The sequence below is a fragment of the Herbiconiux sp. J20-20 genome (assembly GCF_057365085.1).
In genome coordinates, this window is the sequence record NZ_CP195122.1 from 2,069,518 (window position 1) to 2,084,629 (window position 15,112).

General features: G+C 68.8%; 13 protein-coding genes. 5 read left to right on the top strand and 8 right to left on the bottom strand.

The window, feature by feature from the left end:
- Positions 1–296: 296 nt before the first annotated feature.
- On the bottom strand, positions 297–3,092 hold the full coding sequence (locus tag ACR3ZA_RS10045) for a family 78 glycoside hydrolase catalytic domain (protein WP_473661822.1): 2,796 nt from the start codon (positions 3,090–3,092) through the stop codon (positions 297–299).
- A 237-nt stretch (positions 3,093–3,329) separates the two neighbouring features.
- On the opposite strand from ACR3ZA_RS10045, the gene ACR3ZA_RS10050 reads away from it, so the two are divergent.
- From ACR3ZA_RS10050 to ACR3ZA_RS10060, 3 genes are all read left to right on the top strand, one after another.
- The gene (locus ACR3ZA_RS10050) at positions 3,330–4,340 is read left to right on the top strand and encodes a LacI family DNA-binding transcriptional regulator (RefSeq protein WP_486179533.1); all 1,011 of its coding nucleotides are present in this window, start codon (positions 3,330–3,332) and stop codon (positions 4,338–4,340) included.
- 96 nt (positions 4,341–4,436) lie between these two features.
- Complete coding sequence (locus ACR3ZA_RS10055; protein WP_473661823.1) at positions 4,437–5,336, top strand: ATP-binding cassette domain-containing protein; 900 nt, start codon at positions 4,437–4,439, stop codon at positions 5,334–5,336.
- Positions 5,333–6,925 (top strand): ABC transporter permease, encoded by a 1,593-nt coding sequence (locus tag ACR3ZA_RS10060; RefSeq protein WP_473661824.1) that lies wholly within the window; start codon positions 5,333–5,335, stop codon positions 6,923–6,925. The genes ACR3ZA_RS10055 and ACR3ZA_RS10060 overlap by 4 nt, the downstream gene beginning before the upstream one ends.
- Here the strand turns inward: ACR3ZA_RS10060 and ACR3ZA_RS10065 are convergent.
- The 7 genes from ACR3ZA_RS10065 to ACR3ZA_RS10095 all read right to left on the bottom strand — a co-directional run bounded on the left by ACR3ZA_RS10065 (position 6,922) and on the right by ACR3ZA_RS10095 (position 12,788).
- On the bottom strand, positions 6,922–7,611 hold the full coding sequence (locus tag ACR3ZA_RS10065) for a DUF2306 domain-containing protein (RefSeq protein WP_473661825.1): 690 nt from the start codon (positions 7,609–7,611) through the stop codon (positions 6,922–6,924). The genes ACR3ZA_RS10060 and ACR3ZA_RS10065 overlap by 4 nt on opposite strands.
- 2 nt (positions 7,612–7,613) lie before the next feature.
- Positions 7,614–8,285 carry a DUF4389 domain-containing protein gene (locus ACR3ZA_RS10070; protein ID WP_473661826.1) on the bottom strand — a complete coding sequence of 224 codons (672 nt, stop codon included), beginning with the start codon at positions 8,283–8,285 and terminating at the stop codon, positions 7,614–7,616.
- Positions 8,282–8,410 carry a hypothetical protein gene (locus ACR3ZA_RS10075; RefSeq protein WP_473661827.1) on the bottom strand — a complete coding sequence of 43 codons (129 nt, stop codon included), beginning with the start codon at positions 8,408–8,410 and terminating at the stop codon, positions 8,282–8,284. Before ACR3ZA_RS10075 ends, ACR3ZA_RS10070 begins: the two co-directional genes overlap by 4 nt.
- Positions 8,411–8,435: 25 nt before the next feature.
- Entirely contained in the window at positions 8,436–9,425 is a 990-nt protein-coding gene (locus ACR3ZA_RS10080; protein WP_473661828.1) for a zinc-binding dehydrogenase, read from the bottom strand.
- Positions 9,422–9,664, bottom strand: coding sequence for a hypothetical protein (locus ACR3ZA_RS10085; RefSeq protein WP_473661829.1), 243 nt, complete (start codon positions 9,662–9,664; stop codon positions 9,422–9,424). Before ACR3ZA_RS10085 ends, ACR3ZA_RS10080 begins: the two co-directional genes overlap by 4 nt.
- Positions 9,665–9,724: 60 nt before the next feature.
- Positions 9,725–12,355: a winged helix-turn-helix domain-containing protein gene (locus tag ACR3ZA_RS10090; RefSeq protein ID WP_473661830.1), complete on the bottom strand. Its 2,631-nt coding sequence runs from the start codon at positions 12,353–12,355 to the stop codon at positions 9,725–9,727.
- A gap of 91 nt (positions 12,356–12,446) precedes the next feature.
- On the bottom strand, positions 12,447–12,788 hold the full coding sequence (locus ACR3ZA_RS10095) for a DUF2200 family protein (RefSeq protein WP_473661831.1): 342 nt from the start codon (positions 12,786–12,788) through the stop codon (positions 12,447–12,449).
- A gap of 127 nt (positions 12,789–12,915) precedes the next feature.
- Here ACR3ZA_RS10095 and ACR3ZA_RS10100 point away from each other — a divergent pair, with 127 nt between their 5' ends.
- Together ACR3ZA_RS10100 and ACR3ZA_RS10105 are read left to right on the top strand one after the other, a co-directional pair.
- Positions 12,916–13,512 (top strand): DUF4956 domain-containing protein, encoded by a 597-nt coding sequence (locus ACR3ZA_RS10100; RefSeq protein ID WP_473661832.1) that lies wholly within the window; start codon positions 12,916–12,918, stop codon positions 13,510–13,512.
- Positions 13,513–13,515: 3 nt separating this feature from the next.
- Entirely contained in the window at positions 13,516–15,078 is a 1,563-nt protein-coding gene (locus tag ACR3ZA_RS10105) for a carbohydrate-binding domain-containing protein (protein ID WP_473661833.1), read from the top strand.
- Positions 15,079–15,112 lie beyond the last annotated feature (34 nt).

The window sequence follows — 15,112 nt, forward strand, 5'->3', positions numbered from 1 at the left end:
CAGATGCCGCGCCGACGGCTGAGACTGGATCCTCCGCGGCGTCGCGGGCTGCGTTCGCGGGCCGATGAGGCCTTGCCCGCGCGAGGAGGGATCGGCGGATTCTCCGTCCGCGACGCTTCAGTTATTGCAGACACGTTTCGACCTGTCGTTCGGCAGATGCAGCGTCGCTCGTGTGCAGGAGCGACGCTGCTCTCGGTGGGGGTTCTTGTTCGATGGCGTTGCCGCCACCAAATTTATACGTTCAAATTTTTGCACAGATCGGGCTATCGCGCTACCGCTGGCGAGTCACGACTGGATCACGCCGAGGCCGGCGAGGTGCTCGTCGTCACGTGATGACTCCCGGATCCCACCGCGTCAAGTACGAACGACTCGCCGTCGCCCGCGGTCGTGACGACCGCACCGTCGAGACGAATGCTTTTGGCTCCGAGACGCGGGACCCGCACGCGAGCGCTCACGCCGACGGGGATCGAGAAGTCGAGTGTCATCGTGTCGCTAGCTTCGGCGACGGACCAGTCGATGGTGAACTCGCCGGCGACGGTGGTGAGGCCACCTCGCGCCCAGCGCAGGTCGTGGGGGACGAATGGTGCGATCTCCGCCGTGCGGTAGCCGGGCGAGGTCGGCTTCAGCCCGAGCAGCGAGCGATGCAGCCATGCCTTCGCGTGACCCATCATCGCGTGGTTGAGGGAGCGTTCCATGTCCCAATACTCGGGGAGCGTTGTCATCCCGTTGCGCACGAAGTAGAGGTAGCTCGGCATGGTCTCGTTGGTGATCATTCTGTATACGGTGTCGTTCTGACCATGGTCCGCAAGCACCGAGAACACCTGCTTGAGACCGACCTCGCCGGAGGTGAGGTGGAAACCGTCAGAGGCGACCTTGTCAACGAGCCCCCGCACGGTATCGGCTACGCGACCTTCGTCGACGAGCCCGTTGAACAGAGCAAGCGCGAAGCTCGACTGGCTGCCGGAGTCGTAGATGCCGGTCTTCGTATCGTAGAAGCGGACGTGAATCTGCTCGCGGAGGCTGTTCGCCATGCGGCGGAACCGCTCGGCTTCGCTCGGTCGACCCGTGAGCTGGCAGATCTCGTTCATGATGATCAGCATTCGGTGATACGTCGCCGATGCGGTGAAGTCCTTGGTGGTGCTGGCATCGTAGCCGCCCCATTCGCCCATCTGCGCGTAGTTGAGCAGCAATCCATTGCCGTCGCACTGGCGGGAGAGGAAATCGACGTAGCGCACCATCTGCGGGAATAGGCGGTCCACCGTCTCGAGATCGCCGTACTCCAGATACTGGGCGTAGGGTGCAAAAATCAGCGCACCGCCCCAGTTGGGGTCGCGGCTCAAGAAGTTGACGTGCTGAAACGGTGGCGAGATCGGTGCCGCCTCGCCGCTGTCGTACTGCGCATCGGCGATGTCGCGGATGAGCTTGCGCGACCACGACTCGATGTCAAACGTCGAGGAGATCGAGTCGTGAAGGAGGTGAGTGCACTCCAGCCAGCCGGCCTTTTCAATATGTGGGCAATCGGTGAGTGTGCTGAACATGTTCGATTCGATCGATCGGGTGATGATCGTGTCGATGGCGTTGACGTCGGCGCTGGAGGTGGCGAGCGTACCGACCACCTCGTTGTCGGTGCGCAGCAACAGCGCGACGAAGTCCGCGGCCGACGGATTCCAGTCCGCGAGCTCGGCGCTCGTGCGCAGCTCCAGGTAGCGATAGCCGTAGTAGGTGAAGGTCGGCTGCCAGCTCTCCTGTCCCACACCGGCGATGGTGTAGGTGCTGAACATCTCGCCGAAGTCGAACTCCCCCGTCACGGAGGTCTGGTCGACTGAGCCGTCGGCGTGAAGGACTTCGGCAGGATAGATCCGGATCTGAGCACCAGCGAGCTCCGGTGTCGTCTTCAGCGTCATGCGTGGAAGGCCCGCACCGTTGCGTCCCATGTCGACGACAAGGCGGTTCTCGTCTAGCCGGGTGACCCGCGCGGCCGGGTAGCTCTCGAAGGCGCGGATCGGTTCGCACTCCCGAGCGGTGAGGACTCCCGGTGGGGCCTGCATGACCTGGGCTTCCTGCCAGCCCGCACGCGAATAGCCGGGGGTGTCCCACCCGTCGAGTCGACGACGTGCATCGAAATCCTCGCCAGAAAGCCAGTTCGAGAATGTGATCGGTCCATCGGTGTAGCGCCACGTGCCGTCGGACTGGACGACGTCGCGGGTGCCGTCGGCGTAGCGGATATCGAGTTGCGCAAGCAGCTTGATGCGCCCGTACAGCCCGCGCTCCCAGCCCGGCGCTGTCTGGATGCCATCCCACTTCACGTATCGGGTGACGCCGTTCACTACGTTGTCAACCTCGTCGTACATTCCATAGAACGCGTTTCCCAGCATCACCCCGAGGGTGTTGTCCCCGGCGGCCAGTTGCTCGGTGACGTCGTACGTCACGTAGTTGGTCGTCTTCCGATTGTCGCTCTCACCCGGCTCGAAGAAATGATCGGAGACCTTGGCGCCGTTGAGACGCGCTTCGAAGACTCCGAGACCGCTGAGATACAGGCGTGCGCGAGCCACCGGTGTGGATGTGCGCACTGCGAAGTCCTTGGCGAAGAACGGAACGCTCGAGCGGTTGCCATCGAAACGGTCGCCCTGGCCGATCCAGGAGCCTGTCCAATCCTCAGGGTTGAGCAGCCCCATCTCGAAACCCGCGACGTCGCTCCACGCCGAGACGACGCCGTCGGCATCCCAGGCGCGCACCTTCCACACGGCGCGCTGCCCTGACTTCAGCGCCGAACCCTGGTACACAATGCCCGATGTGCGGCTTTCGGCAACGACACCCGAGTCCCAGAGGTCGCCGATCCCCGTTGCGAGCAGCTCGCGCGTTGACGCGACCAGGAGCTGATACGCGCTCTGTGCCTGGTTCGAGGAGTTCGATCGAATCAGGAAGCTGAACGACGGGGCCGCGCTCTGCAACCCGAGGGGTTCGTGCAGCGCCTGCGTTCGCAATCGGGCGAGACGCCACTCATTGGTCGTGGTGTGCGGCTTGGTCTTGTTCGCCGGTGTGACAGAAGACGCCGGAGGCGCCGCCGCAGGCGGCGCGGAATGGGTGCTCATGGGTGTCTCCTTCGGCGGCGCCGGCGATGTCAACAAGGGGCGGAGGCAAAACGGCACGTACCGCGGCCAGCCCGACATCAGTGTAGCCAAGTATTTGTACGTTCAAATTCGGAGGCGTCGCCTGGAATGCGGATACCCTGGAGTCGACGAGCTGAGAACCGATCAAGGACGACGACGCTGAACGACACTGAGCCAGACGTACCGTCGACCGGGCGCAGAAGCCGCCGAGCGGCGGGGATGGCCGCCGTCGCGGAGGTCGCCGGCGTGTCTACCGGCACCGTTTCGAACGTTCTGAATTACCCGGAGCGCGTCTCCGAGCGCACTAAACAGGCGGTGCTCGACGCGATGAAGACCGTCGGATTCGTGCGCAACTCGCAGGCGGTGTCACTCGTGTCCGGGCGATCCGAGCTCATCGGATTCGTGCTCGCTGACCTCCGCAACTCCCTCTTCAACGACATGATCGAAGGCGCCCAGGAGATCACGACGAGCGTCGGGATGAAATTACTGCTCGCGAACTCCCTCGCCGACACCGCGCGACAGAACGAGTACATCACCGTCTTCCAAGAGATGCACACGGCGGGGCTTCTGCTCTCACCGATGGCGGGCACGCTTGACGATCTGCGAAGTGCTCACGCACTCGGTCGTCCGATCGTGCACCTGAACTTCCTCGCACGCGACATTTCGTGTTGCACCGTGTTGACGAACAACGAGAAGCATGGAGCCGTTGCGGCTGCTCATCTGATCAAGCAGGGATGCACTCGACTCGCGTATGTCGCGCACAGCTACGAGTTTCAGCCGGTCGCCGAGCGCTGGCGAGGCGCGCAGCAGACTGTAGCGGAGCATGCGGGGGTCTCGATCGTGCAGACCGACCCCGGTGGACATCTGTTTGCCGACGGATACGAGCTCGGCCACCGTCTCGCCGACGACACGCGGCGGCCTGACGGCATCATCGCCGTGACGGACGCCCTCGGGAACGGAATCCTCGAGGGGCTGACGTCGCACTCCGGCCTGCGCATCCCGGGCGACATTGCTGTGATCGGGTGTGAGGGCGATCGGAATTCGGAACGGAGCCGAATAGCGCTGTCGACCGTCGACCATGCGGGGGTCGAGATGGGTCGGCAGGCGATGCTGCGCCTGCACGACGAAATCCTGAACGCGGAGACGCACGTGCACAGCACGCTTCTCTTGGACCCGATTCTCAGTGTTCGTGAATCGACCGTCGGGCGAGCTGCGTCTTCCGCATCGTGACGCCGCCTGCGCGCGCCTTGTTGCGGTTCCGGCGCCGTGGTAGGCATGGTGAACACGCAGTGATTGCGCACTGTCTCTGAGGCGGAGGAGCAGCCCGTGAACGACTCAGCCGATCCGGTCATCGTCATCGAAGACCTGCACAAGTCCTACGGCAAGTCTCCGGCGCTCACCGGGCTCGATCTCACCGTGCGGCGCGGCGAGGTGATGGGGTTCCTCGGCCCGAACGGCGCGGGCAAGTCGACCACGATCCGCATCCTGCTCGGGCTGCTGAAGGCCGACTCGGGGCGGGTCGAACTGCTGGGCGGCGATCCGTGGCGCGACGTCGTCGAACTGCACCGTCGCCTTGCCTACGTGCCGGGTGACGTCTCGCTCTGGCCCGCGATGACCGGCGGTCAGGCGATCGACCTGCTCGGCAAGCTGCGCGGCGGGCTCGACGAGACCCGCCGGGCCGAACTGATCGAGCGCTTCGACCTCGACCCGAGCAAACGTGGCCGCCAGTACTCGAAGGGCAACCGGCAGAAGGTCGCCCTCATCGCCGCGCTCGCCTCCCGCGTCGAACTGCTCATCCTCGACGAGCCGACCAGCGGGCTCGACCCGCTGATGGAGGCGGTGTTCCAGGCCGAGATCAACCGCGAGCGCCAAAACGGGCGCAGCATCCTGCTCTCCAGCCACATTCTCAGCGAGGCCGAGGCGCTCGCCGACCGGATCAGCATCATCCGCGCCGGTGAGGTCGTCGAGGTCGGCACCATCGACGAGCTGCAGGCGCAGACCGCGTCGACCATCACCGCGACGCTCACGACCCTGCCCGACAGTCTCAGCGCGCTCGACTTCGTGCACGAACCGACCCTGAATGGTCACGTGTTCACCGCCCGCGTCGACCGGCACCAGCTGGCGCGCGCGCTCGAGCTGCTCACCCCGTTCGGCTTCAGCAACCTGACGGTCGCGCCGCCCTCGCTCGAGAGTCTGTTCCTCGAGAAGTACGAGGCCCGGCCGTGAGCAGCCCGGTCGCGGGGCTCCGCCCGCTGCTGGCCGCCTCGCTGCGGCAGGATGCGCGCAACTTCGCGCCGTGGATCGCCCTCATCTCGGTGCTGCCGGCCTCATCCATCGCCCTCTACATCTGGATCTTCCCCGAGCAGAGTGCCCGCGAAGAGTTATCGGTGGCGGTGGGGCTGAACCCCGCGCTCGCGCTCATCTTCGGCACCGCCGGCGACCTGCTCACCGACGAAGGATTCACCGCGTGGCGCTCGCTCGCGCTCGGCTGCTTCTTCGCTTCGCTGATGGCGATCTTCATCGTGGTGCGCAACAGTCGCGCCAGCGAGGATTCCGGTCAGGCCGAACTGTTCGCCTCCGGGGTGATGGGGCGCGAAGCGCGGCTCGCCACCGCTGTCGTGCTCGCCGTCATCGCCTCGCTCGGTCTCGGTGTCGTCTCGTTCTTGGCCACCATCGCCTTCGGCGCCGACCCGGCCGCGATCGCCGTGCTGAGCCTCACCTATACGGCCAGCGGGCTCATGTTCACCGGCGTCGCCGCGATCGCCGCGCAGCTCGCCTCGGAGGCGCGCACCGCCAACGCCATCGCCGTGACCGTGCTGGGCGTGCTGTTCGTGGCGCGCGGCTACATCGACGCCAGCGGCGCCCCCGACTGGGCCGACTGGGCGACGCCGATCGGCTGGATGCAGCAGACCGATCCCGCCACCGAGCGGAACTACGGGCCCTTCCTCATCGCGCTGGCCTTCACCGTCGTGACGCTGGCGATCGCGTTCGCGCTGCACGCGCACCGCGACTTCGGGGCGGGCCTGATCCCGCCGCGCCCCGGGCCCGCCCGCGGCGGCGCCTTCTCCACCGTGTGGGGGCTGGCGCTGCGCCTGAACCTCGGCGCGATCATCTCGTGGCTCATCGCGTTCCTCGCGCTCGGGTTCGTCTTCGGCTACCTCAGCATCTCGATCGCCGACCTGATCGAGACGGATGCGACGGTCGCGCAGCTGCTCGCCGTGGGCGCGGCGAGCGAAGACGAGCTGGTGTTCCGGTTCATGACGACGCTGCTCGCGCTCGCCGGCATCATCGCCGCCGTCAGCGGGGTCGGCGTCGTGATGCGCGGCTACGCCGAGGAGGTCGCCGGTCGGGTCGACCCGATCCTCGCCACCGGGGTCTCCCGGGCGCGCTATCTCGCCAGCAACGCGGTGCTCGCTTTCCTCACCTCGGGCCTCGCGCTGCTGCTCGGCACGATCGTGATCGGGGTGGTGTCGGCGGGGCTGACCGACCAGCTCGACGCGGGCGATGTGATCCGCCAAGGCCTGGCCACCATCCCGGCGATGTGGGTGCTGGTCGCACTGTCGATCGCCGTGGTGGGGGCCGAGCCGTCGCGGCGCATCGCCGGATGGATGGGCACCGTCGCCACCTTCGGCCTGACGATCCTCGGCCCGATCTTCAACCTGTGGGACTGGATCCTCGGGATCAGCCCGTTCTACCACGTGCCGATCGTGACCTCGGCGGAGGCCGACTTCACCGGCTGGTGGATCGTGATCGGCGTGGGGCTGCTCTTCACGACCGTCGGCTTCGTCGGCTTCCGCCGCCGCGACCTGGCCTAGCCGGCGCGCCCGCGCCGCACCGCACTCGCCCGCCGGCGGCGACGGCGAATGACGAGCTCGGCGACCGTGAGGTTGATCACCCACGCGGCCGTCATCCCGGCGGCGCGGCCGAGCTCGTGGTCGGAGCCGAGCGCGATCGCGAACGGCGTGAGGGTGAAGGTCTGGGTGCCCGCGGCGACGCCGAGCGCGTAGGCGCGCGTCATCCAGGCGCCGTGGTCGGCGAACCGGCGCCGACCGATCGCGCGCACCGCCAGCACGATGCTGACCAGCATGGCGCTGCCGGCGACTAGCCGGACCACCTGCAGCAGCGGGCCGTCGCCCGCGGGCAGCTCCGAGAACGCGGCCATCCACATGCCCGACAGGGCGACGAGGATGCCGGCGGGGATGAGGACGCGTCCGGCGCGTCGGTGCCAACTCGTGCGGCCGCGCTGAAGCGCGGGCACGAACTGGAACGCGCCGACCAGGCTGAACAGCGTGGCGGAGACGATGTGCACGACGACCGGCACCGGGAAGGAGTTGAAGCGCTCAGCGGCCGGCAGCACCTCCGGTCCGCCGCCGAGCTGCACGAGCCGCAGCATTCCCGAGAGGATCGAGATCAGGGTGAGCAGGATGAGGCCGGCCGGGACGAGCCAGGCGGCCGCGCTCGTGGGGCGGCGCACCGCGCGGGTGGTGGTGGTGAGAGACATGATCAGCCTTTCGAGGGGGAGCGGATGGGGTCGGTGTCGAGACGGAACGGCGGGTAGACGTCGGTCAGCAGCGCCACGTAGGCGAGCACGCGGAACATCCACCGATTGATGCCCAGCAGCAGCTCGAAGAGCGGCCGCGGGTAGCTGCTCGTGATGAGCAGGAAGAACCCGGCGATGACGACCAGGAGGTTCAGCACCGAGTAGCCGCCCATCCACTGCGGCGAGCCGAGCTCGTTGAGGGCGGCGATCGGATAGAGCATGATCGGCGCGAGCAGCAGTGCGACGACCACCAGGTGCGGCAGTGCGAGCAGCCACTTCGCGAGCACCAGTCCGCGGTTGAGCCGTTCCGGGTAGTCGACGTCGAGCGTCGCCGGGTAGTCGCGCACCCCCAGCGAGAACGGCGGGTACTGGTCGGTGGCGAGCGCGGCGTACACGTAGGCGCCCACCCGCCAGTTCCAGCGCAGCACGCCGACGTTGAAGTCGAACAGCCGACGCGGGTAGCGGCCCGTGATCAGCACCGCGACACCGGCAACCAGCGTGGTGAGAGCGAAGGCCGCCCAGAGTACGACCACGATGACGAAGTGCGGGATGGCGGCGAACATCTTGACCAGCCACCACCAGCGCGAGAGCTGCGGGTCGAGCGCCGCGTCGACCCGCACGGGGTGGCCGTTCACTGCTCCTCTGCCGTTCCCTGGGCGATGCGCGCGAGGCGCTCGCGGTGCACGAAATACCGGGCGAAGATCGCGTAGACGGTGCCCGCGATGATGATCGCGACCGGGACGGTCCAGGTGAATTCCATGGTGGTGTTCCTTTCGGATGAAGGGTCAGTTCAGGATCTGGACGACGACGCTTCCGCGCTTGCGTCCGGTGTCGGTGCGCGCATGCGCGACGCGGATCCGGTCGAAGGGGAAGACCTCGTCGATCGCCGGGCGCAGCAGGCCCTGCTCCGCGGCGGACATGACGAAGGCGAGATCGTCGGAGCGCCAGGCGCCCGGGCTGGTGACCACGGTGATGCCGTGACGTCGGGAGTCGCGTCGAGCCGACACGAGCGACCGGAGGTCGGCGGCGACGAGCAGTGCCGTTCCGCCCGCGTTGAGCACCGGGTGCAGCCGGCTCACCGGGGCGTTGCCCACGCAGTCGGCGATCACGTCGAAGCGGTCGGGGCCTGCCGCGAAGTCGGTCGTGGCGTAGTCGATCACGCGGTCGGCTCCGAGCGAGGTCACGAACTCGTGGTTCGCGCGGCTCGCCACCGCGGTGACGTGGGCGCCCTGGGCCTTCGCGAGCTGCACCATCGCGGCGCCGACGGCACCGGATGCGCCGTTGACCAGGATCGTGCTGCCGGCGCCGAGCGTGCTCTGGCGCAGGAACGCGCGGGCGGTGATCCCGCCGAACACGACGCTCGCCGCGTCGGTCCAGGTCATCGCGCGCGGTTTGCGGGCGATCGCATCCGAGGCGTTGGCGATCGCGAACTCGGCGTGGCCGCCGAAGCGGCTGCCCAGCATCGCGACGACCTCATCGCCGACGGCGATCTGCTCGACGCGCTCGCCGACGGCCACGACGCCGCCGGCGACGTCCATGCCGAGCACGCGGCGCTTCGGCCGCGTGAAGCCCAGCACGAGCGAGCTGGGCACAAGGAGCCCTCGGGGGATGTCGCGGGCGCGGGTCCGGTGATCCGCCGCGCTGACGGTGCTGGCGGCGACGCGGATCAGGATCTCGTCGGGCCGCGGCTCGGGTCGGGAGACGTCTTCGATCTCGACGACGTCGGGGCCGCCGAACTCGCGGTAGACGGCGGCTTTCATCAGGGGGTCGTTCATGAGGTGCTCCTGTCGGTGTCGACTCGGGTGAGAGAGATGAGTGGCAGCGCCGCGTCCCGCACGATCTGCAGGACTCCGTGCAGCGACGACTGGTCGGCGATGACGCCGCAGATGGTCGTGGTGCCGTCGTCGTGACGCGCGATGGTCGCGCCGTCGAAGCGCGCCGCCCAGCGGTCATCGAGGTGTCCGGCGATGCGGAGCTCGTAGACCTGCGGGTCGGCGTTCGGTGAAGCTGTCACGCTCGAAAGCTAGAAGCGGATGTGGTGACCCCGGATCACCACATCTGGTGATCTTTGGCGCTAGAGGCCCAGTTCGCCCGCCCGGCGCACGGCCTCACGACGCGATGTCGCCCCGAGCTTCGCGTAGATGCTCTTGGTGTGCGTGCGCACCGTGTTGAGCGACACCGAGAGGTGGCGCGCGATCTCCGGACCGGAGAGATCGCCGGTGAGCAGCCGCAGCACCTCGTGCTCGCGCGCGCTGAGCGGTTCGATGAGGCCGGGCGAACTCGCGGCACTCGGTGGCGCATCGCGGCTCTCCAGCGCGAGGCGTCGCACGAACGGCCGCGCCTCGCGGGTCGCGAGCTGTGTCAGCAGCCGCGACATCGGCGCACCGTGGTCGAGGAACACGCGAACGATGCGCTCGGGCTCGGCGAGCGCCACCGCGCGGCCGAGCGCCGCGAGAGCCCGGCGCGACTCGCCGGCCGACTCGAGCGCGACGGCCTCGAGCGCCAGCAGGTCGATCACGCTTCCGAGCCGATCGGCGGACTCCGCAGCCGCGCGGAGCCGCTCGACCAGCACGACCGCGTCGGCAGCGCGGCCCTCGGCGAGCAGCAGGCGCGCTCGCGTGGCGTGCTCGAACTCGGCGAGGTACGAGAGGTCAGCGTCCGCGGCCGCGTCGCAGCGCCGCAGCCAGTCGCTCGCCCGCTGCGGGTCGCCGGCGAGCAGAAGGGCGCGGGCTCGGAGTGCGGCGATCGGCCGCACGGCGGGGAAGAAGTCGGCGCGGTACACCGCCTCGGCCTCGTCGAGCAGACCGATCGCGCCGACCGCGTCGCCGTGGGCCATCGCGAGCAGGGCGGCGGCCACGCGGCGACGATGCCGGTTCTGCGGCATCCCGGCGTGCTCACCGAGCGCCGCCGCGGCATCCAGGTGGTGCTGCGCCCCGGCGAGGTCGTTGCGCTCACGGAGCACCTCGCTCAGCCCGACGTGCATGTCGGCCGCGCCGCGCAGCGGCGGGGCGGCGGTGCCAGCGAGCTGCAGTCCGCGCCGGTAGGTCTGCTCGGCCTCGCTGAGCTGCCCCTGCGCGCGCTGGATCTCGGCGAGCGCGAGGGAGCCGCCGAGCACATCGGAGTGGTGGCCCGCGGCGAGCAGGTGCTCCAGCGAGGACTCCCAGCTCTCCCGCGCCGCATCGAGTTCGCCGCGCGTCCAGCGGATGAGCCCGAGCACCCCGGCGGAGGCGCCGAGCAGGTGATGATCGCCCACGGCGGCCAACTGCGCGGCCTCGTGGGCGTGCTCACTCGCGATGTCGAGCTCGCCCGCGGTCAACGCGGCAGCGGCGCGATACAGGGCAACGCCGCCCCGGATCGTCCGGGTGTGTTCGGTGTCGCCGTCGGCCGCGGCGTCGGCACCGTCCAGCAGCGCGGTGACGTCGACGGGGCTCCCGCTTGACAGCGCCGCGCCGGCGAAGATCACGGCCACCGCGGGGTGCGCGGCGATGACCTCGGCGGGGAGAGCCTCGCACCACCGGACGAGCGTCGCCTCGCCGCGGGCCGCCCGCATCTCCGGCGCTGCGCGGGCGATCAGCTCGGCCGCGCGCTCGGCGTCGGCGGCGGAGAGGGCGTGTTCCACCGCGTCGGCGAGACGGCCGTTGCGCTCGAACCACTCGCTCGCGCGCCGGTGCAGCTCCAACATGCGGCCGGGGGATTCGTCGAGCAGACGCGTGCGGAGCATCTCGGCGAAGAGATGGTGGTAGCGATACCAGGTGCGGTGGTCGTCGAGGGGCACCACGAAGAGGTTGGCGCGTTCGAGTGCGATCAGCGTGGCGGCCGCGTCGGGCATCCCCGTGACGGCGGCGCAGACGTCGCCGGAGAGCGCGGTCAGAATCGAGGTGTCGACGAGGAACGAGCGCACCTCGGCGGTCTGCCGTTGCAGCACCTCGTCGACCAGGTAATCGACGACGTGACGATGGTCGCCCGCGAACCGTGCGATGAAGGCGGCCGCGTCGTCGCGTCCGGTGATCGACAGGGCGGCGAGCTGGAGCGCCGCGATCCAGCCCTCGGTGCGGTCGGCGAGCAGCTCGACGTCGGCGGGGGAGACCGAGAGCCCCATGGCGCGGAGGTACTCGGAGGCCTCCTCCGAAGTGAACCGCAGCTCGGCTGCCCGGAGCTCGACGAGGTCGCCGCGCGCTCGCCACCTCGCGAGCGGAAGCGCAGGATCGGTGCGGCTGGTGAGGATCAGCTGCACCGTGCTCGGCAGGTGGTCGATGAATAGGGCGAGGCCCTCCAGCGCGGGCGGTGCCGAGAGCACGTGGGCATCGTCGAGCACGAGGGCGAGCGGGGTGGCGCGGGCCGCGAGCTCGTCGATGAGCGCGGCGACGATCGCCTCCGCCGAGGGCCCGGCGGATTCCAGCAGGTCGAGAGCGACGTCGCCGACGCCGGGATCGGCGGAGTTCAGCGCGCTCGCCAGGTAGGTCCAGAAGCGCGCGGGGTCGTCATCGCGTTCGTCCAGAGACAGCCAGGCGACTCGTCGCGACGCGTCCTCGGCCGCGAGCCACTGCGCGACCGCGGTCGTCTTTCCGTAGCCCGCGGGGGCCGCCACGAGCACGAGCGGTGCCGAGGCCGCCCCGGCCAGCCGGTCGGAGATCCGCGTGCGCTCGACGCTCGTGCGACGTCGTGCGGGCACGCGCAGCTTGGTGGCGACGAGCGGGCCGACCATGATCACCTCCGGGCGCGATGCCAGCTGAGCATCAACCTAGCGCCCGGCAGGATCGGAGCGGCAGACCCTGGCGAGGGAGTTGTGCGGGCTGCTACGCCCGCAGCACCTTCTCCATCTTCTTGCCCTTCGCGACCTCATCGACGAGCTTGTCGAGGTAGCGGATCTTCTGCATCAGCGGATCCTCGATCTGCTCCACCCGCACCCCGCAGATCACGCCGGTGATCAGGCCGGCGTTCGGGTTCAGGTCGGCGTCGGCGAAGAACTCCGCGAACGAGGTCTCGGCGTCGAGGTGGCGGCGCAGCGCCGCCTCGTCGAAGCCGGTGAGCCAGTGGATCACCTCATCGAGCTCGGCCTGGGTGTGGCCCTTGCGCTCGAGCTTCGCGACGTACAGCGGGTACACCTTCGCGACGCTCATGTCGAAGATCCGATGCATGGCGCCAGGCTAACCCCGCTGCCCGGATCGCGCACGACAACCCACATCCGGCCCATGCCTGAGTCATAGAAAGCACATAGCGATCCCCGCTGTGATGGCTTCTGTCACCCACCGACAGGAGCACCCCGTGGACATCGTCACCATGATCGCGATCGACATCGCCGCGATCGCCGTACTCGTGTTCGGCCTGTACTTTCCGCGCCACCGGCGCAAGGATCTGGTCGTCGCCTTCCTCACCGTCAACGTGGGGGTGCTCGGCGTCGCCCTGGTGCTGAGCAACGCGAGCATCAGTCTCGGCGTCGGCTTGGGTCTGTTCGGGGTGCTGGCCATCATCCGCCTGCGCTCGGCCGTGATCCGTCAGCACGAGATCGCCTACTACTTCGCGGCGCTCGCGCTGGGTCTGCTCGCGGGCTTGGCGACCACTATCGACCCGCTGTTCATCGGCATGATGGGCCTCATCGTGTTCGCCCTGTTCGTCGGCGACCACCCGCGACTGTTCGCCAGCTACCGCATGCAGACCATGCGACTGGACTACGCCGAGACCGACGAGGCCGCGCTCACCGCGGCGCTCGCCGCGACGCTCGGCGCCCGCATCCACCGCGTGACGGTGCAGCACGTCGACTTCGCGAAGAAGTTCACCGACATCGAAGTGCGCTACTCGCTGAACGGCAGCCCCAGCGGCGCCGACCGTCACACCCCCGTCCGCACCCACGAAGGAGCCTGAGCCATGCGCACCAACAAATTCACCCTGACCGCCGCCACCAGCACCCTGCTGATCTCGGGTCTGCTGCTTGCCGGCTGCACGGCCGTCGCCGCAGAGACCGACACCGACAGCGCGGTGACCTCCACCGTCTCGAGTCTCGAGGCGGGCCTCGCCGCCACCGAGGTGCTGGAACAGAACGCCAACGCCACCACCGTGAACGATGACGAGTGGAGCATGACCGGCGCCGTCACGATCACCCTCGACGGCAGCACCGCCAGCGCCGACGGCGATGGCGTGACGATCGACGGCAGCACCGTGACGATCACCGCCGCGGGCACCTACGTGTTGAGCGGCGAACTCGACGGGCAGGTCATCGTCGCGGCAGGCGACGAGGACGTGGTCGCCCTCGTTCTCGACGGCGCCACGATCACCAGCTCCACCACCGCCGCGATCTCGGTCGAGACCGCCGACGACGTGGTCGTCTCGCTCACCGGCAGCAACACGCTCGCCTCCACCGGCGACGACGAGGAGGCCAACGCGACGCTGCACAGCGACTCCGACCTCACGATCACCGGCGACGGCTCGCTCACCGTGACCAGCGCCGCGAACGACGGCATCACGAGCACCGACGACCTGGTCGTGCTCGCTGGCACCATCACGGTGACCGCCTTCGATGACGGGCTGCGGGGCAAGGACTCGCTCTCGATCGAGGGCGGCGAGATCACCGTCGACGCCGGCGGCGACGCGCTCAAGTCCGACAACGAGGAGGAGGCCGACCGCGGCTACGTTCTCATCTCGGGCGGCACCCTCGACCTCACGGCGGGCGATGACGGCATCCAGGCGCAGACCGACCTCGTCATCACCGGCGGCACCACCGTGCTCGAGGCCGCCGACGACGGACTGAAGGCGGAGGCCTACCTGGTCGTCTCTGGCGGCGACACCACCGTCACCGGTTCCTACGAGGGCGTCGAGTCGTACTACATCACCGTCGAGGGCGGCGCGCTTGACGTGACCGCGAGCGACGACGGCATGAACGCCACCAGCGGCACCAGCACCACCACCGACGTCGGCGGTGTCGTGGAGGAGGACGACGGCGCGCTGATCCTGATCACCGGCGGCGAGATCACCGTCAACGCGGAAGGCGACGGTCTCGACTCGAACGGGTCGACCCTGATCACCGGCGGCGTCTCGACGATCTTCGGCGCCCAGACCGACCGCGAGGGCGCGCTGGATGCCAACGGCACCATCACCGTCGACGGCGGCACCGTGATCGCGGTCGGCATGCCCGGCATGGCGGAGACGCCCGAGGACAGCTCGGCGCAGGGCTGGTTCACGGCGACGCTCGACCAGACCTACGGCGCCGACCAGACCGTGCAGGTGCTCGACGCCAGCGGCACCGTCATCGTCGAATTCGAGTCGGTGAAGACCTTCCAGTCGGTCGTGCTCTCCGACGCCGCGCTCGAGGACGGCGCCACCTACACGGTGACCGTCGACGGCCAGACCGCGGCGACCGTCACCGAGGGCGTCGCCGCCGCGGGCACCAGCCAGGGCGGGGCGGTGCAGGGCGGCCGGCCGGGCCGACCGTAGTCATCCGGCCCTCCGCGGCCGCAGTGCCCGAGGC